Annotated in this window: 17 protein-coding genes and 2 tRNA genes; 15 read left to right on the forward strand and 4 right to left on the reverse strand. The window is 64.5% G+C overall.

Going from position 1 to position 20,475, the window contains the following annotated elements; translation table 11 throughout:
- Positions 1 to 133: 133 nt before the first annotated feature.
- Entirely contained in the window at positions 134 to 541 is a 408-nt protein-coding gene (locus VLA65_RS13295; RefSeq protein ID WP_059387279.1) for a VOC family protein, read from the forward strand.
- Positions 542 to 593: 52 nt separating this feature from the next.
- Here VLA65_RS13295 and VLA65_RS13300 read toward each other — a convergent pair whose 3' ends face one another.
- The gene (locus VLA65_RS13300) at positions 594 to 902 is read right to left on the reverse strand and encodes a VOC family protein (RefSeq protein WP_306959017.1); all 309 of its coding nucleotides are present in this window, start codon (positions 900 to 902) and stop codon (positions 594 to 596) included.
- 56 nt (positions 903 to 958) lie between these two features.
- On the opposite strand from VLA65_RS13300, the gene VLA65_RS13305 reads away from it, so the two are divergent.
- From VLA65_RS13305 to VLA65_RS13320, 4 genes are read left to right on the forward strand one after another with little or no spacing between them, the layout of a single operon-like run.
- Positions 959 to 2,344 carry a cystathionine beta-synthase gene (locus VLA65_RS13305; protein ID WP_332602779.1) on the forward strand — a complete coding sequence of 462 codons (1,386 nt, stop codon included), beginning with the start codon at positions 959 to 961 and terminating at the stop codon, positions 2,342 to 2,344.
- Between the two features lie 14 nt (positions 2,345 to 2,358).
- A complete protein-coding gene (locus tag VLA65_RS13310) occupies positions 2,359 to 3,522 on the forward strand; it encodes a cystathionine gamma-synthase (RefSeq protein WP_284990999.1) in 1,164 nt (387 codons plus the stop codon).
- Between the two features lie 55 nt (positions 3,523 to 3,577).
- Positions 3,578 to 4,105, forward strand: coding sequence for a winged helix-turn-helix transcriptional regulator (locus VLA65_RS13315; protein ID WP_332602780.1), 528 nt, complete (start codon positions 3,578 to 3,580; stop codon positions 4,103 to 4,105).
- Positions 4,102 to 5,463: an MFS transporter gene (locus tag VLA65_RS13320; RefSeq protein ID WP_332602781.1), complete on the forward strand. Its 1,362-nt coding sequence runs from the start codon at positions 4,102 to 4,104 to the stop codon at positions 5,461 to 5,463. Before VLA65_RS13315 ends, VLA65_RS13320 begins: the two co-directional genes overlap by 4 nt.
- A 30-nt stretch (positions 5,464 to 5,493) precedes the next feature.
- Here the strand turns inward: VLA65_RS13320 and VLA65_RS13325 are convergent, their stop codons facing one another.
- On the reverse strand, positions 5,494 to 6,678 hold the full coding sequence (locus tag VLA65_RS13325) for an acyl-CoA dehydrogenase family protein (RefSeq protein ID WP_307052463.1): 1,185 nt from the start codon (positions 6,676 to 6,678) through the stop codon (positions 5,494 to 5,496).
- 91 nt (positions 6,679 to 6,769) lie between these two features.
- On the opposite strand from VLA65_RS13325, the gene VLA65_RS13330 reads away from it, so the two are divergent.
- From VLA65_RS13330 to VLA65_RS13365, 8 genes are all read left to right on the forward strand, one after another.
- Entirely contained in the window at positions 6,770 to 8,254 is a 1,485-nt protein-coding gene (locus VLA65_RS13330; RefSeq protein ID WP_306959011.1) for a sensor histidine kinase, read from the forward strand.
- A 167-nt stretch (positions 8,255 to 8,421) separates the two neighbouring features.
- Positions 8,422 to 9,048: a winged helix-turn-helix domain-containing protein gene (locus VLA65_RS13335; RefSeq protein WP_442880300.1), complete on the forward strand. Its 627-nt coding sequence runs from the start codon at positions 8,422 to 8,424 to the stop codon at positions 9,046 to 9,048.
- Positions 9,049 to 9,069: 21 nt separating this feature from the next.
- Positions 9,070 to 9,732: an MOSC domain-containing protein gene (locus tag VLA65_RS13340; RefSeq protein ID WP_332602782.1), complete on the forward strand. Its 663-nt coding sequence runs from the start codon at positions 9,070 to 9,072 to the stop codon at positions 9,730 to 9,732.
- 427 nt (positions 9,733 to 10,159) lie between these two features.
- The gene (locus VLA65_RS13345; protein WP_306959010.1) at positions 10,160 to 12,349 is read left to right on the forward strand and encodes a DEAD/DEAH box helicase; all 2,190 of its coding nucleotides are present in this window, start codon (positions 10,160 to 10,162) and stop codon (positions 12,347 to 12,349) included.
- Between the two features lie 125 nt (positions 12,350 to 12,474).
- A complete protein-coding gene (locus VLA65_RS13350) occupies positions 12,475 to 12,837 on the forward strand; it encodes a LysM peptidoglycan-binding domain-containing protein (RefSeq protein ID WP_306959009.1) in 363 nt (120 codons plus the stop codon).
- Positions 12,838 to 12,955: 118 nt separating this feature from the next.
- Positions 12,956 to 13,027: transfer RNA gene (locus VLA65_RS13355), tRNA-Thr, on the forward strand.
- A gap of 62 nt (positions 13,028 to 13,089) precedes the next feature.
- Positions 13,090 to 13,166 (forward strand) — tRNA-Met (locus tag VLA65_RS13360).
- Between the two features lie 473 nt (positions 13,167 to 13,639).
- Complete coding sequence (locus VLA65_RS13365) at positions 13,640 to 14,113, forward strand: DUF805 domain-containing protein (RefSeq protein WP_332602783.1); 474 nt, start codon at positions 13,640 to 13,642, stop codon at positions 14,111 to 14,113.
- A gap of 1,184 nt (positions 14,114 to 15,297) precedes the next feature.
- Here the strand turns inward: VLA65_RS13365 and VLA65_RS13370 are convergent.
- Entirely contained in the window at positions 15,298 to 16,251 is a 954-nt protein-coding gene (locus VLA65_RS13370; protein ID WP_332602784.1) for a LysM peptidoglycan-binding domain-containing protein, read from the reverse strand.
- A 554-nt stretch (positions 16,252 to 16,805) separates the two neighbouring features.
- Between VLA65_RS13370 and VLA65_RS13375 the strand changes: the two genes are divergently transcribed.
- Both VLA65_RS13375 and VLA65_RS13380 read left to right on the forward strand, forming a co-directional pair.
- Entirely contained in the window at positions 16,806 to 17,462 is a 657-nt protein-coding gene (locus tag VLA65_RS13375) for an NAD(P)H-binding protein (protein WP_332602785.1), read from the forward strand.
- An 88-nt stretch (positions 17,463 to 17,550) separates the two neighbouring features.
- Positions 17,551 to 19,122: a Na+/H+ antiporter gene (locus tag VLA65_RS13380; protein ID WP_332602786.1), complete on the forward strand. Its 1,572-nt coding sequence runs from the start codon at positions 17,551 to 17,553 to the stop codon at positions 19,120 to 19,122.
- A 63-nt stretch (positions 19,123 to 19,185) separates the two neighbouring features.
- On the opposite strand, the gene VLA65_RS13385 is transcribed toward VLA65_RS13380, so the two are convergent.
- Entirely contained in the window at positions 19,186 to 20,391 is a 1,206-nt protein-coding gene (locus VLA65_RS13385) for an ROK family transcriptional regulator (RefSeq protein ID WP_332602787.1), read from the reverse strand.
- Positions 20,392 to 20,475 lie beyond the last annotated feature (84 nt).

Here is a 20,475-nt window from a genome sequence, read left to right on the forward strand (position 1 = left end):
TCATGGTCGCATGCTCGTGTGACAACACTCGAAAAGAGCCGCGCTCAAGCCCTTACGCCGCGAAACCCACCCGACTAGACTCCACGTGTGGCGCGGGGCGTCCGCGCCTTCCATGACAATCTCAGGAGAACCAATGGCCGGTGTAGTGCATTTTGAAATCCCCGCGGACGACAAGGAGCGGGCCAACACTTTCTACCAGGGTGCCTTCGGCTGGATGCTCAACCCCATGCAGGAAATGGACTACACGATCGCCATCACCACGCCTTCGGACCCGCAGACGGGCATGCCGAGCGCGCCAGGGGCCATCAATGGTGCACTGTTCCCGCGCACAGAGGAACTGAAGACGCCCATCATCACCGTTGACGTCGAAGACATCGAGGCTTCGCTTGGCCAAATCGAGAGTGCAGGCGGTTCTGTGGTCAAAGGCAAGGATGCCGTTCCAGGCATGGGTTACTACGCCTATTTCAAGGACACCGAAGGCAACATCCTCGGCCTCTGGCAGACGGACTCTTCGGCAGGAGGCACTGCACCGGCAGAGTGAGTGGGTTGCTCGGGCCGGCCCTTTACGCGGAGCTGGCCCTACGCTCCCGAAACTACTCTCCGAAGCGCCCGCGGGACTCCGCCGGAATCAGCGGCTTCTCGGCCCGGACCTTGAGTTCCTGCACCGCCCACGTGTTGCCGTCCGGATCGCTGAAGCCGAAGAACGTGCCGCCGTCGCGCTCGTCGAAGACGGTGATTTCGCTGGCCTCGACCCCGCGGCCGAGCAATTCCTCGCGTGCGGCGCGGGCATCGGCGACCACAAGCTGAAGGCCCCGCATGGAACCCGGCGCCATCTCGCTCTGCGCCGGCAAGTCTCCGACGACGATCGAGCATCCGGAGCCCGGCGGAGTCAGCTGTGCCACGTGCTGAGTCCTCCGCTGCACCGGAGCAGTCCCGACCAAGCGGTAACTTGGTACCTATGAAGTACGCCCAGTCCGTCCTGGACCTCATTGGCAATACACCGCTCATCAAGCTCAACCACGTGACCGGGGACATCAAAGCCACCATTCTGGTGAAGCTTGAATATGTGAATCCCGGTGGCTCCATCAAGGACCGCATCGCGGTGAAGATGATCGAGGAAGCGGAACGGGACGGAAAGCTCGAGCCGGGCGGAACCATCGTGGAACCCACCTCGGGCAACACCGGCGTCGGACTCGCCCTGGTGGCCCAGCAAAAGGGCTACAAATGCATCTTTGTTGTCCCGGACAAAGTGGGCGAGGACAAGCGTGCCGTACTTCAGGCGTACGGCGCCGAAGTTGTCGTGACGCCCACTTCCGTGGCCCCGGACAGCCCGCAAAGCTACTACAGCGTCTCCGACCGGCTTGTGTCGGAGATCCCCGGAGCCTACAAGCCGGACCAGTTCTCCAACCCGGCAGCCCCCGGCAGCCACTACGAAACCACCGGGCCCGAGATCTGGCGTGATACCGACGGGAAGATCACCCACGTCGTGATCGGCGCCGGGACGGGCGGCACCATCACCGGCACCGGGCGCTACCTCAAGGATGTGTCCGCCAACCGGCCGGAGTCCGACGGCGGCCGCGTCAAGGTCATCGGCGCGGACCCGGCAGGCTCGGTCTACTCGGGCGGCACGGGGCGGCCCTACTTCGTGGAGGGCGTCGGCGAGGACATGTGGCCGGCCAACTACGACAAGACTGTGCCGGATGATGTCATCGCCGTCAGCGACGCCGACTCCTTCGAGATGACAAGGCGCCTGGCCCGCGAGGAAGGACTCCTGGTAGGGGGTTCCTCGGGCATGGCAGTGGTTGCCGCGTTGCAGGTGGCCAAAGACCTTGGCGAGGAAGCCGTCGTCGTCGTGATCCTGCCGGACTCCGGCCGTGGCTACCTGGCGAAGATCTTCAACGACAAGTGGATGCGTTCCTACGGCTTCCTCTCCGGCGGCGAGGAAGCCTCGGTGGGCGAGGTCCTGAAGTCCAAGACCGGCGAAATGCCGGACCTCGTCCACATCCATCCCAACGAGACCGTCCGCGATGTCATCAACATCATGAACGAATTCGGGGTCTCGCACATCCCGGTCCTCTCGCAGGAGCCGCCCGTGGTCATGGGCGAGGTGCTCGGCGCTGTCGATGAGCGCACGCTGACCTCCAAGCTGTTCCGTGGCGAGGCGAAATTGACCGACAAGATCTCCGAGCACATGGGGGAGCGCCTGCCCGTGATCGGCTCCCTGGAGACCATTTCCGCCGCACGCGAGCTGCTGTCCGACGTCGACACCGTCATGGTGACGTTCGTTGGAGCTCCCGTGGGCATCCTGACCCGCCACGACCTTCTCGCCTACCTGAGCAACTGACACTAGGAGTTCATATGTCTGCAAACGAAGCAGGATTCAACACGCGTGCCGTCCACGCCGGCCAGGCGTTCGAACCGCGCACCGGCGCCGTGGTTCCGCCGCTGCACTTCAGCTCGACGTATGCCCAGGACGGCATAGGCGGTTTGCGCGACGGCTACGAATACGGCCGCGGCGGCAACCCCACCCGAGATGCGCTGCAGGAACAGCTCGCCGCGCTCGAAGGCGGCACCCACGCCTTCAGCTTCAGCTCGGGCCTCGCAGCGGAGGACTCACTGATCCGTGCTGTTGCCCGGCCCGGCGACCACATCGTCCTCGGCAACGACGCGTATGGCGGAACCTACCGGCTCATCAACCGCGTGCTCGGTGAGTGGGGCATCGGCAACACACCAGTGGACATGTCCAACCTGAACGCCGTTGCCGCGGCCGTCGCGGCGAACAAGACCCGCATAGTCTGGGTGGAAACGCCTTCCAACCCCATGATGAAGATCACCGATATCGAAGCGCTCGCCAAAGTAGCGCACGACGCCGGTGCCCTCCTGGTGGTCGACAACACCTTTGCGTCCCCCTACTTGCAGACCCCGCTCGCCCTGGGTGCCGACGTCGTGGTCCACTCGACCACCAAGTACATCGGCGGCCACTCGGATGTGGTGGGCGGCGCGATCGTGGTCAAGGACGCCGAACTGGCAGAGAAGATCGGCTTCGTGCAGTTCGCTGTCGGCGCCGTGTCCGGACCCATGGATGCGTTCCTGACCACGCGTGGCCTCAAGACGCTCGGCGTGCGCATGGACCGCCACAGCGAGAACGCCCAGGCCGTGGCCGAGTGGTTGCTGGAGCGTCCAGAAGTTGAAGCCGTGCTGTATCCGGGACTGCCTTCCCACCCCGGCCACGAGCTCGCGGCCAAGCAGATGAAGAAGTTCGGCGGCATGATTTCCGTGCAGTTCAAGGGCGGCGAAGCTGCGGCCCGCAAGGTGGCAGAGTCCACCCAGGTCTTCACTCTGGCCGAGTCCCTGGGCGGCATCGAGTCCCTCATGAACTATCCCTCGGAGATGACGCACGCTTCGGTCAAGGGCACTGAGCTGGCCGTGCCTGTCAACCTGATCCGGCTTTCCTGCGGCATCGAGGACGTCGAGGACCTGATCGCGGACCTCGAGCAGGCGATCGGCAACATCACCGACTGAAAGCCCCTCACCAAGTAATCTAGCTTTCTTTAGAAAAGCCAGCTAATCTCGAACCATGCCTTTACGATCCGATTGGTCCGAGCGGACGTGCAGCCTGGCTCGTGGCCTCGATATCCTCGGGGACCCCTGGGGAAGCCTGGTGTTACGGGAAGTCTTCTTCGGCAACGGCCGCTTCGATGCCATCAAAACCCGCCTCCACATCGCGGACAACGTCCTCAGCAAAAGACTGGGTTGGCTGGTTGAAGCGGGCCTCCTTGCCCAACGGCCCTACCTGGACGGCGCGCGCACTCGCCAGGAGTACGTCCTCACGCCCAAGGGCGAAGATGCTTTGCCGGTCTTGAACGCCATCATCATCTGGTCCGAAAAGCATCTCGATGCGCCGGCGGACAACGCCCACATGCGCGTGATCCACAACGGCTGTGGACTGCCGACGGTGTCGGCCGATACGTGCTCCCATTGTGGGTCCCGCCTGACCGCCGCCAACACCAGCTGGCATAGCCTCACGCGATCCGAACACCCGTTGGCCTTGGCCACCGCCCCCGCCAGACGTGACCTCCTGGACGAATCGGAGCCCTCCGCATGACCGCACCCAATCCCACCGAACTTTCCGCCGGCAAACCAGCTGGCAAGACTCCTCGGAAGTGGCGACTCCACCCCGCCTGGATGGTCGCCGCCGTCGCGTTCCTGGCACTCGTAGGCGCGGCCGGTTTCCGGGCGGCGCCCGGTGTGCTCATGGTGCCGCTGCAACAGGAATTCGGCTGGTCAACAACCGTCTTGTCGCTCGCAGTCAGCATCAACCTGGTGTTGTTCGGGCTCACGGCACCGTTCGCTGCGGCGCTCATGGAACGCTTCGGCATCCGCACCGTCACCGCGATTGCCCTTTGCCTGATCGGTCTCGGCTCCGCCCTGACGGTGTTCGTCAACCAGTCGTGGCAGATCCTGCTGACCTGGGGCGTCCTGATCGGGCTGGGCACCGGCTCCATGGCCTTGGTTTTCGCGGCCACCATCGCCAATACGTGGTTCTCCAAGAACCGCGGACTCGTGATCGGCATCCTGACGGCGGGCAGCGCGGCCGGGCAGCTAGTGTTCCTGCCCTTCATCGCGGTGCTTGCCCAGAGCCCGGGCTGGCGCGGTGCCTCGCTCCTCATCGCAGCGGGTGCGCTTGCCGTAGTGCCGCTCGTGCTGCGCTGGCTGAAGAACTCACCTGCCGACGTCGGGGTCCAGCCCTACGGAGCCGAAGAAGAGCAAGCGACGACGGCGGAGCCCGCCCCGGTCCCGGAAGCCGCCAACGCGGAAGGCGCCAAGACGCCCAACGCGGCGGTGCGGGCATTGCAGGTCCTCAAACGCGCCAGCAAAGTGCGCACCTTCTGGGCCCTGGTTGCCGGTTTCGCCATCTGCGGTGCCACCACCAACGGCCTGATCGGCACCCACTTCATCCCCTCGGCGCACGACCACGGCATGCCGGAAACCACCGCGGCCGGGTTGCTGGCCGTCGTCGGGATCTTCGACATCGTGGGCACCATCGCCTCCGGTTGGTTGACGGACCGCTTCAATCCCAAGGTGCTCCTGGCTGTGTATTACCAGTTCCGCGGGGTTGGGCTGTTGGTGCTGCCCGTGCTTCTGGGCTCCACCGTGCAACCGAGCATGATCCTGTTCGTAGTGGTGTACGGCCTGGACTGGGTGGCCACCGTGCCCCCGACGGCGGCCATCTGCCGGAAGGTGTTCGGCGCGGACGGCTCGGTGGTGTTCGGGTGGGTCTTTGCCGCGCACCAGCTCGGGGCCGCTGCGGCCGCGTTGCTCGCGGGTTACATCCGCGATGCCACTGGCCACTACACCTACGCATGGATCGGCGCCGCAGCGATGTGCACGGTGGCCGCCGTCATCAGCGCCACCATCCGCAAGGACGCGGGAAAGAAGGAACCGGTTTCGGTCGGAGCCTAGCTCGCTGGGCTGGTCCCCCCGCGCGCGGAGCTAGCGGAAAGCCGGGACCCCCGTGATGTGCTGGCCAAGGATCAGCGTGTGCACCTCGTCCGTCCCTTCGTAAGTGCGCACGGATTCCAGGTTGTTGGCATGGCGCATGGGCGGGTAGTCCAGCGTGATGCCGTTGCCACCGAGGATGGTGCGCGCTTCGCGGGCGATCTTGATTGCCTCCCGCACATTGTTGAGCTTGCCCGCCGAGATCTGCTCCGGGTGCAGTTTGCCCGCATCCTTGAGCCGCCCAAGGTGCAGGGCGAGCAAGGTACCTTTCTGGATCTCCAGGACCATGTTCACGAGCTTTTCCTGGGTCAACTGGTAGCCGGCCAAGGGCTTGCCGAATTGCATGCGGCTTCCGGCATATTCGAGCGCGGCCTCGTAGGAGTCGCGGGCAGCGCCCATGGCACCCCAGGCAATGCCGTACCGCGCCTCGTTGAGGCAGGAGAACGGGCCGCGGAGTCCCATGGCACCCGGGAGGAGTGCCTCCGGACCCAGCCGGACGGCGTCGAACACCACATCGCACTGGATCGAGGCACGCATGGAGAGCTTCGCGTCGATGGGAGTCACGGCGACTCCCGGGGTGCCGGCCGGAACCAGGAAGCCCCGGATGCCGTCGTCGGTGTTTGCCCACACCACCATGACGTCCGCGATCGATGCCATCCCGATCCAGCGCTTCGAACCGTTCAGCACCCAGCCGGCGTCGTCGCCCGTCCCGTCGCGGCGCGCAAAGCTGGCCATGGACGACGGGTCCGAACCCGCCGTCGGCTCCGTCAAGGCAAAACAGCCGATCAGTTCGCCGGCAGCCATGCGCGGGAGCCATTGTTCCTTCTGCTCTTCGCTGCCCCACTTGTGGATCGCCGTCATGGCCAGGGAGCCTTGGACGGACACGAAGGTCCGGATGCCGGAATCGCCGGCCTCGAGTTCCATGGCGGCAACGCCGTATTCGACGGCGGTGCGGCCGGGGCAGCCGTAGCCCTCCAGATGCATGCCAAGGACGCCGAGTTCGCCGAGTTCCGCCGGCAGTTCCCGCGGGAACACCGCGTCCTCGTACCAGCGGGCGATGTTCGGCCGGATCCGCTGGTCCGTGAAATCGCGTACCTTCTCGCGAAGCTCCAGTTCCTCGGAACCCAAGAGGGAATCGAGGGCGAGGACATCGGAGGTATTCGTCGTTGAATGGCTCATGCCAGCATCCTAAGGCCGGACATGTTCCCCGCAGCGTCCTGTAAGGACCGTCGGCGCTGGCGCGGCACCTGCGCCGTGCCAGAATTGAGCCATGGCCGCCGCGGATGTGAACGCAATTGGGCTGCAGCTACCGGCAGTCAAGGGAATCGGGCGACCCCGAATTCTGGCGGGCCTGGTCCTGGCCCTGCTGCTACCTTCTGCGATCGAAGTCCTGGTCTCCGCGTTGCAATACCGGAACTTCGCCATGATCATGCTCTTCCAATTGGCCGTCTCCGCCGCCGTTGCCGCAATCGGCGGGTTGTGGCCGGCGGTGGTGTCCGCCGTCCTCGGCAGCATGCTCTTGAACTACTTCTCAGCCGATCCCGTGGGCTCCCTATCCATCGCGGATCCCGCCACGCTTTTCACCCTGGTCATCTTCCTTGCCGTGGCGTGCGGCGTGGCGCTCGCCGTCGGTTTGGCGACCCGACGGGCCCAGGAAGCCGCGCATTCCGGAGCCGAGGCGAGGGCACTGAGCGAATTGGCCCTTCGTATCCTGAGCTCGGACGGCAGCCTCGAGTCGTTCCTGGACAAAATCCGCGTCAACCTCGGCATGGAAGCGATGACGCTGCTCTCCACGTTTGACTCGCCGGACGCCACCGGACCGGGTTGGAAGGTCCTTGCAAGCTCCGGGATTCAACCGCCGGTGACCCATGCGGCCGCCGACCATGCCGCCGTCGTCGATCGCAACTACACGCTCCTGCTCAGGGGCGGACCGCTCTCCGAACAGCACCGCCGCATGCTCGCCGCGTTCGGCGCCTTCGTGGTGGCCGTGCGGGAGCGCCAGCAGCTGGTCAAGAGCAGGCAGGACAACGCGCGCCTGGCGGAAGGCAACAAGATGCGGACCTCCATCCTGCGAGCCGTCTCCCATGATCTCCGCACTCCTTTGGCGGGCATCAAGCTTGCCGTCAGCAGCCTGCGCCAGGAAGACGTGACCTTTGCTCCCGAAGACGAGCGCGAACTATTGGCCACTATCGAGGACTACGCGGACCGTTTGGATCACTTGGTGGATAACCTGCTGGACATGTCCCGTATCACCGCGGATGCCGTGAACCCGCTGCTGCGCGGACTGGGCTGGCACCAGATCCTGCCGGAGGCTTTACGCGGGGTGCCGGGGGAGCGCATACGCAACGAGCTACTGGCCAACCTTCCGTATATAGAGGCCGACGCCGGGATGCTGGAACGCGTCGTCGCGAACCTCGTGGAGAACGCGGTGAAATACGCGCCCGATTCCGATGTTGTGCTGGTGGCGCGGACCGGTGCGGGCATCATGGTGGATGGTCGGCCGGCCAGCGAACTGCGGGTGATGGACCATGGCTCGGGGATAGCGCCCGCGGCCGTGCTGGAGCTTTTCCAGCCTTTCCAACGCCTCGATGATTCTCCATCCAGCCGTGACGGCCGCAGCGGAATCGGCCTGGGACTCGCTGTCGCCAAGGGCTTCACCGAGGCCATGGGCGGTACGCTCATGGCCGAGGCGACGCCGGGAGGCGGGCTGACCATGGTGGTCACACTCCCTCTGTGGACGGGAGGGCGGCCATGAGCCTCGTGCTGATCGTGGAAGATGAAGCCCAGATCGCCCGGGCAATGCAGATCAATCTCCATGCCCACGGCTACCGTGCCATCAGCGTCGGCAACGGCGCGGACGCACTCAAGGCGGCGGCCCAGCAGCCCGTGGACATCGTGGTGCTNGCCCAGATCGCCCGGGCAATGCAGATCAATCTCCATGCCCACGGCTACCGTGCCATCAGCGTCGGCAACGGCGCGGACGCACTCAAGGCGGCGGCCCAGCAGCCCGTGGACATCGTGGTGCTCGATCTCGGCCTGCCGGACATGGATGGCGTGGACGTGATCAAGGGAATCCGCGGCTGGAGCACCATGCCCATCATCGTGTTGTCTGCCCGCCACGGTTCGGAAGACAAAGTTGAGGCCCTCGATGCCGGGGCCGACGACTACGTGACCAAGCCCTTCGGCCTTGACGAACTCCTGGCCAGGCTCCGTGCAGCCTCGAGGCGGGCAGCGCCCCGGCATGAAGCGCCGACGCTCCAGACCGCCGACTTCCTGGTTGACCTGGCCGGAAAGAAGATCACCAAAGACGGCGCGGAAGTCCGGTTGACGCCCACGGAATGGAACATCCTGGAATTGCTGGTGCGCAACGCCGGACGGCTGGTCAGCCAGCAGCAGATCCTCACACAGGTCTGGGGACAGGCCTACGCCAAGGAGACCCAGTACCTGCGTGTCTATATTGCCCAGCTCCGGCGCAAGCTCGAACGCGACCCTGCACAGCCCCGACACCTCCATACCGAGGCCGGCATGGGATATCGCTTCGATCCGTAGCTGCGTACGTAGACTGTAGTCATGGATACCGCATCGTTGCTTGCTGTTTGCCGGGTATACGAGCTCCTGCCCGATCCCGAAGGGTCGGTAGGAGTGACGGCCATTGACAAGCGCCCCGTTGACGGGCCGGTGAAGGTCCACAAGCTGGGAATCCACGGCGACATCCAGGCGAGCCGGATCCACCACGGCGGCGAGGACCAGGCGCTCTACGCGTATTCCCAGGCGGATGCCGATTACTGGGCGAATGAACTCCAGCGGGACATGCCCGCCGGGATCTTCGGGGAGAACCTCCGCGTTGCCGGAATCGAGACCAGCGGTGCGGTGATCGGCGAACGGTGGAAGATCGGCTTGGACGTCGAAGTCGAGGTCACGTCCCCGCGTGTGCCGTGTGCAACGTTCCAGCGCCGCATGAACGAACCACAGTGGGTCAAGCGCTTCACCGAAGCAGGGCGGGTCGGCACCTACCTGCGCGTAGTGAAGACCGGCACCATTTCGGCCGGTGACTACATCCACAAACTGTTTGTGCCGAAACACGGCATCACGGTGGGGCAGTGGTTCAGCAACCCCACCCTTGATGACATGCAATTGCTGCTCGACGCAGAGGCGGACGGAGAAATCCTGCTGCAGTCCGACTACCACGACTCTTTCGAAAAGCTCATGCGCCGCAACGGGGTGGACGCCTGAAGATGCCCTCGAACGGCCGTCCTGAGAGGCGGTCTTGAGGGCGCCCGGCGCGGCTTTGTGCGCAAGCTCACCGCCGCCGTCGGCAGTTATGTCGCCGCGGGACCAATCTGTGCCCTACACTAGAACTATCCCCCACTCCGGAAATCCCTTTTTCCTGCCCAATTCTTGAGGCAGGACTGGTCAGTGTTGGGGCCCGCAAAATGTGTGTGGGCAGTTTCATAGGGAGAGCCGGGCGAAGAAAACGCTGTACAGACTGCTGAGATAGCAGCCAAGAGATGCAGCGGGAAGTCCTGCCATGGGATTGCGACAGCGCCGGACTTCTTGCGAGCACCAGAGCCTTCGGGTTCTTTTGCCCGCAACGTGTACTGCGGCCAAGCCCAACCGGGCCGCGCCGACTGGCCCCCTATGGATGAGGAAACTTTCCCCTATGCCCGAAAACCTGAACGACCCGTTCGTCGCCGAGTCTGCTGAAGAAGCAGAGACCGCCGTCGAGATCGCCGAAACCGCACCCGCCGAAACCGCCGCACCCGCCGCTGAGTTCATCGAGGCTGCAGCGCCCGTTGAGGCCCCGGCCGAGGCACCCGCCGAGGCTTCCGCCAAGGCCCCGGCTGCGGTTCCGGCCGAATCGCCTGTCGAAGAAGAGGAAGAGGGCATCCGCTTCGTCGACCTCGGAATCGACCCCCGCGTCCTTGCGGCCCTGCAGGACGTCGGCTACGAGAAGCCGTCTCCGATCCAGGCAGCAACCATTCCGCTGCTGCTCGAAGGCCGCGACGTCGTCGGCCTCGCCCAGACCGGCACCGGTAAGACTGCAGCATTCGCAGTACCGGCACTGTCCCGCCTGGCCGAACTCCACGACCTGAACGGCCCGTCCCGCAAGACGCAGGCACTGGTCCTCGCTCCGACCCGCGAGCTTGCGCTCCAGGTTGCCGAGGCCTTCACCTCGTACGCCAAGCACATCGATGACTTCACGGTTCTCCCTGTCTACGGTGGCTCCGCCTATGGCCCGCAGCTTGCTGGCCTTCGCCGCGGTGCACAGGTTGTTGTGGGTACCCCGGGCCGCGTTATCGACCACATCTCCAAGGGTTCCCTGGACCTGTCCGAGCTGCAGTACCTCGTCTTGGACGAAGCCGACGAAATGCTCCGCATGGGCTTCGCCGAGGACGTTGAGCAGATCTTCCAGCAGACCCCGGAAGACCGCCAGGTTGCGCTGTTCTCTGCCACGATGCCGGGCCAGATCCGCCGTATGTCCAAGCAGTACCTGAACAACCCTGCCGAGATCTCGGTCAAGTCCAAGACCACCACCGGCGCCAACACCCGCCAGCGGTACCTGCAGGTCATGGGCCCGCACAAGCTCGATGCCCTGACCCGCATCCTCGAGGTGGAAGAGTTCGACGGCGTTATCGCCTTCGTGCGCACCAAGATGGCTACCGAGGACCTGGCTGACAAGCTGAAGTCCCGCGGCTTCCAGGCCGCCGCCATCAACGGCGACATTCCGCAGCAGCAGCGCGAACGGACTGTCGACGCGCTGAAGGAAGGCCGCATCGACATCCTGGTCGCCACCGACGTCGCGGCCCGTGGCCTTGACGTTGAGCGCATCAGCCACGTGGTCAACTACGACATCCCGCACGACACCGAGTCCTACGTCCACCGAATCGGCCGTACCGGCCGTGCAGGCCGTAGCGGCGACGCCATCCTCTTCATGACGCCGCGGGAGAAGTACCTGCTGCGTTCGATCGAGAAGGCCACCCGCCAGCCGGTTGAGCAGATGCACCTGCCCACTGCCGAGACGGTCAACACCTTGCGCCTTGGCAAGTTCGCGGACAAGATCACGGAGACCCTCGAGTCCGAGGACGTTGCCGCGTTCCGCGACCTGATCTCTTCCTACGAAGAGGAGCACAACGTTCCGGCTTCGGAGATCGCAGCTGCACTGGCCGTCATGGCACAGGGCGGCCAGCCGCTCCTGGTCAAGGAACTGCCGGCTGCACCGGAATTCCAGAAGCGCGAGCGCTCCAAGGACGGCTTCGGTTCCCGTGGCCCGACCCGCGCCCTGACGGAGGGCAACGCCACCTACCGGATCGCCGTCGGACGCCGCCAGCGCGTCATGCCGGGTTCGATCGTTGGCGCCATTGCCAACGAAGGCGGCATCTCCTCGGCACAGATCGGCGGCATCGACATCCGCTCGGACCACTCCCTGGTGGAGCTCCCGGCGGACCTGAGCCCCGAGCAGTTGCGTGCCCTGTCCCGCACCCGGATCGGCGGCGAGTTGATTCACCTCGAGCTGGACAACGGCCGCAAGCCGGCCTCTGACCGTGGCGGCGAGCGTGGCGGTTACTCCGGAGGCAGCCGCGGCGGCGACCGTGGTGGCTACTCCGGTGGTGACCGTGGCGGAAACTTCAAGGGCAACGGTGGCTTCAAGAAGGAGTTCCGTAAGACTGAAGGCGACCGTGGCGGCTACTCCGGTGGCGAGCGCACTTCCGCTGATCGCGGCGGCCGTTCCTACAGCGAGCGCAGCAGCGCCGGTACCGGAACGGGCAGCTACGCCGACCGCGGCGCACGCAAGCCGCGCACTGGTGGCGACGCGGGCAACCGCGATTTCAACCGCAAGGGTAAGTGGTAAACAGGACTAGTTCCTGGTTTCTCGTCAGAGGCCGGCTTTCGAGCCGGCCTCTGGCCGTTTAACGGTGGCCCCACTTTAACGCCCGCCCAGGTTCCGCGCTTGCCCGGCTGTGGAAAGCTAGGTTCATGGGATTCCTCGATGGGTTGAAGAAGAACCTCGGCTTCGAGAAGGCCGAACACAAGCCGACTGGACGGCCGTCTGAGGCCCCACAGGAGGCCGCTGAAGCCTCAACGGGGGAGACGGTCCAAAGCCCGGTTCCGGAGCCGTCAGTGGAGGCTCCCGTGGCGCCCGGCCCCGCACTGCCCGACGCCGGTGCTTCCGCCGCCAACGCAGGGCCGGTCACGGAAGTCGTAGTGGAGGCCGACGATACCCTCAGCGGCATCGCCTTGCAGTTCGGGGTTGACTTGGGTGCCCTGATCGCCGTGAACGCGGACACCGTGCCCAACCCGGACCACATCTACCCTGGCCAAGTGCTCCGACTGCCCTGATTCGGACCCTTTCCTGCCCAAGAAAACGGGGCGGATGCAAATTGTGTCGGCACCGTTTTTCCCTGTCCCGCAGCCGATTTGTGGCCTGCGAAATCGTCCGGTAGAGTATTTACTCGTTGCCCCCCTAGCTCAGTGGTAGAGCGCGTTCTTGGTAAGAACGAGGTCACCGGATCGATTCCGGTGGGGGGCTCTGAATGAGGGCCTGTGTCAAGGCGGTTTTTGACCGGCTTGACGCAGGTTTTTCTCATTCGTGGCGGTGTAGCTCAGTTGGTTAGAGCGCACGACTCATAATCGTGAGGTCGGGAGATCGAGCCTCCCCACCGCTACCAAGTAAAACCCCCGGAATCCGCGAGATTCCGGGGGTTTTTCGTTTTCGGCGCTAGCTGATGGACGCCAAGGTGTAACCACTCCCGCGGCGCACACCGAACAACGGCCTCCGCGCGTTTGGAGCCCCCGCCCCCGCATCTTAGGCCGGCCCAGCCCGGTGTTGGTCCAAGTGAATTAGAGGAGAAATCTGGGCGGTAGCCACAAGGCCACTGGGTGCTTGCCGTAAAGATTTCGTAAAGATCGTGACGAAATGGCGCTACTTGCCGATAGTTTCGGACGCGCCGCCATCTGAGGTTTCCCCCAATTCTCGGGTGGTGCGCATCTAGAAAGATGGCCCGCCGCCTGTGGTTCCCCCAATTCTCAGGCGGCGGCGCCCTTCGAAGATGTCCAAGTCCTATGCACGGAACTCAACGTGGGTACGGCGCGTCGTAACTCGCGATCACCCTCGAACTTACTCGTCTATTTAGGAGATCCATTGTCGTACCAGCAGCAACAAACCACCCAGTTTGGCAGCGCCATTCCGCTTTGGGCCCCGTACTATGGTGCACCGATCGGCGAGGCGGCACGCCGGTTCTTCAAGAAGTACGCCACGTTCACCGGCCGGGCCAGCCGTAGCGAGTACTGGTGGTGGACCCTCATCTCGGTTGTCGTCACCACCGTGCTGAACATCGTCATGTCCGTAGCTGGCTCCGCGGGTGCCACCGTCAATGACTCCGGAGCTATGGTCCCGGGTCCCGGGGCGATGGTCGGCGTCATCCTCCTGGTCATCTGGGGTCTGGCAGTCGTCGTCCCGTCTCTGGCCCTCACTGTCCGCCGCCTCCACGATGTGAACTTCAGTGGCTGGATGATCTTGATCGGCCTCGTCCCGTTCCTCGGTGGACTGGCGCTGCTCGTCTTCATGATCCTGCCGTCCAAGCCGGAAGGCCAGCGGTTCGACGTCCCCGCCTAGCTCCAAATCACAGGACAGCCTGAAGGGTCATCGGCCGTGATGCCGGTGGCCCTTCAGTGTCTTCCTCGATTGAGTTTCCTGCCAGGCAGCGACGAACGAAACCCATTGGGTGGGCGTGCAGGGCGCAGGTGCCGGCGCGTCATCGCGCGATACTGGCCCGCATCTCCCGCGCACGGAAGGGCTTGGTGATGAAGCCGTCCGCTCCGGAGCCCATCCGCCGGCCAGTGAAGCCTGCCCTGTGCCTTCGCGAAGCCCGCAAGTTTGCTGGGCACTTGCCGTAAAGATTTCGTAAAGATCCTGCTGAAAAGCTGAGAGCGCGCGCAGCCTGCCGATAGTTTTTAGAAGCGCCGCCACTTGGGTGTCCCCCAATCCTCAGGTGGCGGCGCTTCTTGAAGATCACGGCCGGGGCCTCAGTTACCTGAACAAGACAGATTCTTCCATAAGCATGTGGCGCCTGGTTGGCGCGCGAGCTGACAGTCTTAGTGAAATCTTGATCTTTTCTTAGTGTTTCCTTGAGGTTCACCCTGTATTGGGCCGGTTTCGTCTGTCGGCCATCTCAAGCTACGATCAGGAGGTTGTCCGGACCGAAAGGCATCCCTGCTCGTGGATTTTGGCCGCTTTCTCATTGACCTTGTGGTCTTCGTTGGCATCACAGTTGTGCTGATGTGCTCGCTCCACCTGCTCGTGCTGTGGCGCTCGAAGCGGAAGTACAGGAAGCTCTCGCGCCCGGAGCCACGGGCACTTCCGGGCCACGATGCCGGAGCCCGTCCGGAAAGGCCAGGTCCGGCACGCATTCGCGACCAACCGGCGACTGTCAGTGGCGGCCAAAGGCCATGACAATGGCTACTATCGCCGCGACGACCAGCACCGTCGCAACCCAGATCCATTGCTGTCCGTCCAAGTTCGCCCCAATCTCAGGTCTTGATCCAGTCTCCCAAACCGGAGGTTGTTGAGCGAGGTCTTGTGGGGAAGATCGAAAGCCCACCCTTGCAGAAGCAGGCCGGAAGCGTTCAGCTTCCGGCCTGCTTTTTCAGCCAGGAAGGGAGTCCGGGTGCCTCCCTTCCTGACCTTCTTTGAGAAGCGATCCCGCGCAACACCCCGACGACACGCCCTCTACGGGGCCTTCTAAAATTCAAAGAGGGTCAGGAAGGGCGCTCGCCCAGCCCGCGCCGACGGGAGCGCCCTTAGTTCAGCGCGATGACCAGCATCTGGTTGGTGCCCGGGATGCACGTCTGCAGTATCGCCCGGGGGAAGCCGCCGAATACTGCTGCGACGTTGTTTGTCGTCCCGCCTTGGGGCACCTGGCCGCGAGCTGTCACGGTGTATGTGCCGTAACCGGGAATGCTCACCGTCTCGCCGACGCCGATACCCGAGAATCGTGCCCACCCGCCGCAGAAATCATGTTCTGTAATGAAAAGCGAATAGGCGTCCGTCGGAGTGAAATGGATCGGGCCAATGCAACTGTCCACAGCCGCCTGGCCGCCGGAGCCCGCAACATAGATGGTCCGCACCGCCGGAGCTGGAGCCGGAGCCGGAGCCGGAGCAGGCGCGGGCGCAGGCGCCGGAGCGGGGGCCGGTGCCGGAGCGGGTGCCGGAGCCGCGTCAACCGGCGGCCCGGTCAGCTTCAGCACCTGGCCGGGCACGATCACGGAATACGCACTGAGCCCATTGGCTGCCAGCATCGCATCGACGTCGACGCCGAATCGGGCGGCTATCGAGCCAACGGTGTCGGCGCTGACCACCGTGTAGGCGTTCGTGTCGGGCGCCGGAGCAGGCGCAGGAGCAGGAGCGGGTGGAGCAGCGGCTGCGACCGGCGCCGCTGCAGGAGCTGACGGCGCGACAGCGGCTGGTGCCGGTGCCGGCGTGGGACTGTCAACCGGCGTCGGACTGGCAACCGCCGGGGAAGGTGCGGCAATCCCGGCTCCCGAACCGACGTGCGTGGCGTTTGCAGCGCTCGCGCCTGGGGCGAGGACCTGTGTGTAGTTCTGCATCGTCACGGCCGCAATGGCGACCACCGCCACAATTGCCCAAGTGGCTATTGATGCCTTGTACCTGGTGACAGTTCTTACCCCCGCGGATATCAGGGCGAGGACGCTGCCTCCACTGATCCCGCCGTGTCTGTACTCCTGCTGATACATGTCGAATCCCCGTAGCTCATCGTTTCTGGGGCCGGCCGGTTGGCGGCCCCGGGAAGTGATACGCAGGCGCAGGGGATGGCGCTCGTTGAGACCCTTTTGCTTAAATGCGCAGCACTGAGGAAGCCCTCATTTCCGCCCATTTCGAAGAGATCCATCAACGGGATGTAACCCGGTTATTTGGATAAGTCCATCAATGAGATTTATGAAATGAGGTATTCCTTTTCCTGCTGCAGGTGATTTGAGTGTAGGAATGGGTAATTCGCTCCACACGAGTGGGTGCCACTTGCTTTTATTTCCGGCCGGCCACCAAACACTCGCAAGTCTTCTTCGGCGTCGGGACGGGTGCCCCCAAGGCCCGGACTTCCGGCCTTTTGGCAGGGTGGCGATCTTGTTTAAACTAAGTCTACTTAGTAATCAGTAGTCAGATTTGTCCGGAGAACTGACGAATTCAGCAATGGGCTCCGCAAATGCGGAGCGGCGATTTTCCGGGAATTCATCCACCGTCTGCGGGCGGGCTTGGCCACTGCGCTTGACCACTGCGACAGAATGGGTCCATGAGTCGAATCGCAATCATCGGCGGCCACGGCAAGGTGGCCTTGCACCTGTCCCGCATCCTGAGCAACGAAGGTCACGCGGTCACTTCCTTCATCCGCAATCCGGAACACGCGCCCGAGGTCGAAGTGACGGGTGCGGCCCCGGTGGTGCTCGACGTCGAGAATTCGACGACGTCGGAGATCGCGTCGGCGCTTGACGGCCACGACGCCGTGGTGTGGTCCGCGGGGGCAGGCGGAGGCAATCCGGAACGCACCTATGCCGTAGACAGGGATGCCGCCATCCGGTCGATGGATGCCGCGGCACAATCCGGCGTGGCCCGCTATGTGATGGTGTCCTACTTCGGCGCAGGACCCAGCCACGGCGTTCCCGAGGACAACAGCTTCTACGCCTACGCGGAGGCCAAAGCCGCGGCGGACGAGTACCTGCGCGCTACTGATCTCGACTGGACGATCCTTGGCCCGGGTGCGCTGACCAGCAATCCGGGGTCTGCGCTCATTGAGGTAAGCCCCGCGGACCCGAGTACCGGGACGGAAACTTCACGGGCCAATGTTGCCTTGGTGGCTGCCGCCGTCTTGGAACTGCCCGAGACTGTCCGCCGCACCATCGAGTTCAGGGACGGCTCGGTGCCCGTGGTGGAGGCCCTCACCGCGTCCTAACCGCGCACTGCCGGGATATGTTGGTAAGGCTAGTCCCTCGGCAGGCGCCCGGGACGCCGCCGCTACGACGTCTGGGGAAATCGGGAACATGGACCAGTTGGCACTCATTGTTGGACTGCTTCTTGCAACGGTCGTGGCCGTGGGCCTGGGGGACCGCTTGCGGCTCCCGTACCCGGTGCTGATGCTCTTGCTGGCTGCGGCTATGACCTTCATTCCGGGCTTCCCGGACTTTGATCTTGCGCCTGAACTGATCCTCCCGATCTTCCTTCCGCCGCTGCTGTTCGCAACCGCCCAGAAGAGTTCCTGGGCCGTCTTCCGGGTCCGGTGGCGGACGCTTCTGCTCATGGCTGTGGCGCTCGTCGTGGTATCGACGGCGGTTGTTGCCGGTGCCGCGTGGCTCATGATTCCGGGGATCGGCATTCCTGCGGCGATCGCACTCGGTGCCATGGTGGCCCCGCCGGACCCCGTCGCGGTTGAATCCGTTGCCGGACGCGTCCACATGCCGCGCAGGCTCATCACCGTGCTGCAGAGCGAGGGCTTGTTCAACGACGCCGCCGCGATCGTGATCTTCCAGGCCGCGGTGGCGGCGACGGTTTCCGGCACCAAGCTGGGTGCCGGCGTCGTGCTCCAATTCGTCATCGGTGCTGCCCTTGCCGTCATTGTCGGCATAGCGATGGGCTGGTTGACGAGGCTCATCACCCAGCTGGTCACCTCCATGGTGGCCCGCAGCGCTGTGACCCTGGTGATTCCCTTCGCTGCCTACATCCTTGCGGAAGAGCTGCACGCCTCGGGAGTGATCGCCGTCGTCGTCACCGCCCTCGAAACGCAGCGGCACGCGCGGTCCCAGGACGCCGCCGAGCGCGTCACCCGCACCGCCTTCTGGGACGTGGTGGAACTTCTCGCCAAGGGCCTGGCGTTCGGCCTTGTGGGGCTGGAGATCCGGCATGTGATCCGGGACGAAGGGGCGGCCATATATGGCATGATCGGCCCCGCCGTGGCGGTGTGCGTGCTCGTGTTCGTTGTCCGCTTCGCTTGGCTCGGGCTTTTGGCAATCTCGGCCCGCAAGCGGAAAAACCTGCTGCAGCCGGCCTCGCCCAAGGAGGTCCTGATCCTGACGTGGTGCGGCATGCGCGGCCTCGCGACGCTGGCCCTCGCCTTGGCCCTTCCTCTGACTATCGCAGAGGGCAGCGACTTCCCTGCCCGCCACGAGATCCTGGTCATCGCCTGCGCGGTACTGCTGGCCACCCTGGTGCTGCCGGGGCTGACCCTTCCGTGGCTCATGCGCGTGCTCAAGGCGTCCGGAGACGGTTCGCACGAAAAGGATGCCGCGCGGCTCCTGGCCAAGCGCGCCCAGACCGCCGCCATCTCCGCACTGAAGGAACACGATCTGATGAAGGAGTTGCCGGCGGACAAGGTGGCCCTCGTCAAGGAAAAGATGACCCGCCTGCATGCCGAGTTGCTTGACGGGACATTGAAGAACGAGTCGGACGCCGAAAAGCGACAGCGCGGCAGGGAACTGGCGATCGCGGTCCAGACCATCGCCCTCGACGCCGCGCGCCAGGAAGTGGTCGCCGCGCGGAGCGAGCCCGGCATGGATCCCGAGGTCGCGGACAGGGTCCTGCGCCAGCTGGACCTCCGCACGATGGCGATGCCGGAATAGCCCCGGGCGCCTAGGACGCCGACGAGTGCGCCGACGGGAAACCCGGTCAAGCCGTCGAAGAGCCTAGGCTCGCCGCAACACCAGATCCAAGGAGTTCTTCTCCACGCGGTCCAGGGCATGGCGCACCGCGCCGATACCCACAATCGCATCGCCCAAAGGGGACGCGGCCAATCGCGGGGGAGTGGCTGTGTAGCTGGCCAGCTTCCGGGCGGCAGGCTCAAGAAGGACCGATGCCGAATCCGCCACCGCGCCGCCGATCACCACGAGTTCCGGGTTGAGCAAAATGGCCACCGTCGAGACCACCCGGGCCAGCCGGTCCGAGAGCCGGTCCAGGATGTCCAGCGCAACCTTGTCACCCTGGGCCGCAGCGGCGAACACGTGTTGGGCCGTCACCTCGCCGCCCGGCGCGGCCGCGGTCCGCAGCGTCGTTTTCGACTCTCCCGCCAGGGCTTCTGCCGCCCATAGCCTGGCAAGCGCGGCGAGGCCGTCGGCGGAGCCCACGCCCTCCACCATGTCCAGATAGGCCATTTCACCCGCGCCCCCGGCAGTACCGTGCAGCAAACGGCCGGATTCCACCAGGCCCGCACCGAAACGCTCCCCGGCCAGGAGTACGGCCAGGTCCTGGACACCGCCGCCCGCACCGCGCCAACATTCGCCCAATGCCGCCAAGTTGGCATCGTTCTCCAGTACTACCTCCCATCCGTGGAGATCGTGCAGGGCCTTCTTCAGCCCGACGTCGAACAGGCGCCAGAACGGCTGGCTGACGAGGATGTTTCCGTCGCGGCCCACCGGGGCGGCGAGCCCCACCGTCACCGCCAGGACTTGGTCCGGCGCCACTCCGGCAGCCTCGAGGGCGAGCAGCGCGGTTTGGCTGATCACCCCGATCCGTTCCTCCGCTTCGATCTCCCTTCCGCGGAATGGCTTGCTCGCCCGCCCGACCGTTTTTCCGCGCAGATCGGCCACCACCACAGTGGTCTTGAGGACGCCGACGTCGATCCCCAAGACGCAACCGGCACTTTCGTCGAGTTCGAAGCGCCGTGCGGGGCGGCCCTTCTGGTACGCGCCGAAATCGCGCTGGTTCTCCAACTCGCGGATCCAGCCCCGGGCTATGAGGTCTTCGCACACGGAAAGGGTGGTGGCGCGGGTCAGTCCGGTAGCGTCCATCAGCTCCGAAACGGTCACTGCGTTGGAGGAACGGATGACTCCGAGCACGGTGGCCGCGTTGAACCGCCGGAGCATCTGCGGAGTGGCAGTCGCGATATCAGGCATGGCTGTTGACCTTCTGTAGGTATGCGTCACATAATACTTGAGGTACTAAATTTAGATTCTAAATAAAAGTCCCATCCATCGAAG

The sequence above is a fragment of the Arthrobacter sp. S2(2024) genome, assembly GCF_036662515.1.
Lineage (GTDB): Bacteria > Actinomycetota > Actinomycetes > Actinomycetales > Micrococcaceae > Arthrobacter.

Bases quoted from the DNA above. Each gene is read 5' to 3' on its own strand.
- VLA65_RS13385 (WP_332602787.1), bottom strand. From the start codon at position 20,391: ATGCCTGATATCGCGACTGCCACTCCGCAGATGCTCCGGCGGTTCAAC.
- VLA65_RS13320 (WP_332602781.1), top strand. From the start codon at position 4,102: ATGACCGCACCCAATCCCACCGAACTTTCCGCCGGCAAACCAGCTGGC.
- VLA65_RS13325 (WP_307052463.1), bottom strand. From the start codon at position 6,678: ATGAGCCATTCAACGACGAATACCTCCGATGTCCTCGCCCTCGATTCC.
- VLA65_RS13295 (WP_059387279.1), top strand. From the start codon at position 134: ATGGCCGGTGTAGTGCATTTTGAAATCCCCGCGGACGACAAGGAGCGG.
- VLA65_RS13380 (WP_332602786.1), top strand. From the start codon at position 17,551: ATGGACCAGTTGGCACTCATTGTTGGACTGCTTCTTGCAACGGTCGTG.
- VLA65_RS13315 (WP_332602780.1), top strand. From the start codon at position 3,578: ATGCCTTTACGATCCGATTGGTCCGAGCGGACGTGCAGCCTGGCTCGT.
- VLA65_RS13375 (WP_332602785.1), top strand. From the start codon at position 16,806: ATGAGTCGAATCGCAATCATCGGCGGCCACGGCAAGGTGGCCTTGCAC.
- VLA65_RS13310 (WP_284990999.1), top strand. From the start codon at position 2,359: ATGTCTGCAAACGAAGCAGGATTCAACACGCGTGCCGTCCACGCCGGC.
- VLA65_RS13340 (WP_332602782.1), top strand. From the start codon at position 9,070: ATGGATACCGCATCGTTGCTTGCTGTTTGCCGGGTATACGAGCTCCTG.
- VLA65_RS13305 (WP_332602779.1), top strand. From the start codon at position 959: ATGAAGTACGCCCAGTCCGTCCTGGACCTCATTGGCAATACACCGCTC.
- VLA65_RS13345 (WP_306959010.1), top strand. From the start codon at position 10,160: ATGCCCGAAAACCTGAACGACCCGTTCGTCGCCGAGTCTGCTGAAGAA.
- VLA65_RS13335 (WP_442880300.1), top strand. From the start codon at position 8,422: ATGCAGATCAATCTCCATGCCCACGGCTACCGTGCCATCAGCGTCGGC.
- VLA65_RS13370 (WP_332602784.1), bottom strand. From the start codon at position 16,251: ATGTATCAGCAGGAGTACAGACACGGCGGGATCAGTGGAGGCAGCGTC.
- VLA65_RS13330 (WP_306959011.1), top strand. From the start codon at position 6,770: ATGGCCGCCGCGGATGTGAACGCAATTGGGCTGCAGCTACCGGCAGTC.
- VLA65_RS13350 (WP_306959009.1), top strand. From the start codon at position 12,475: ATGGGATTCCTCGATGGGTTGAAGAAGAACCTCGGCTTCGAGAAGGCC.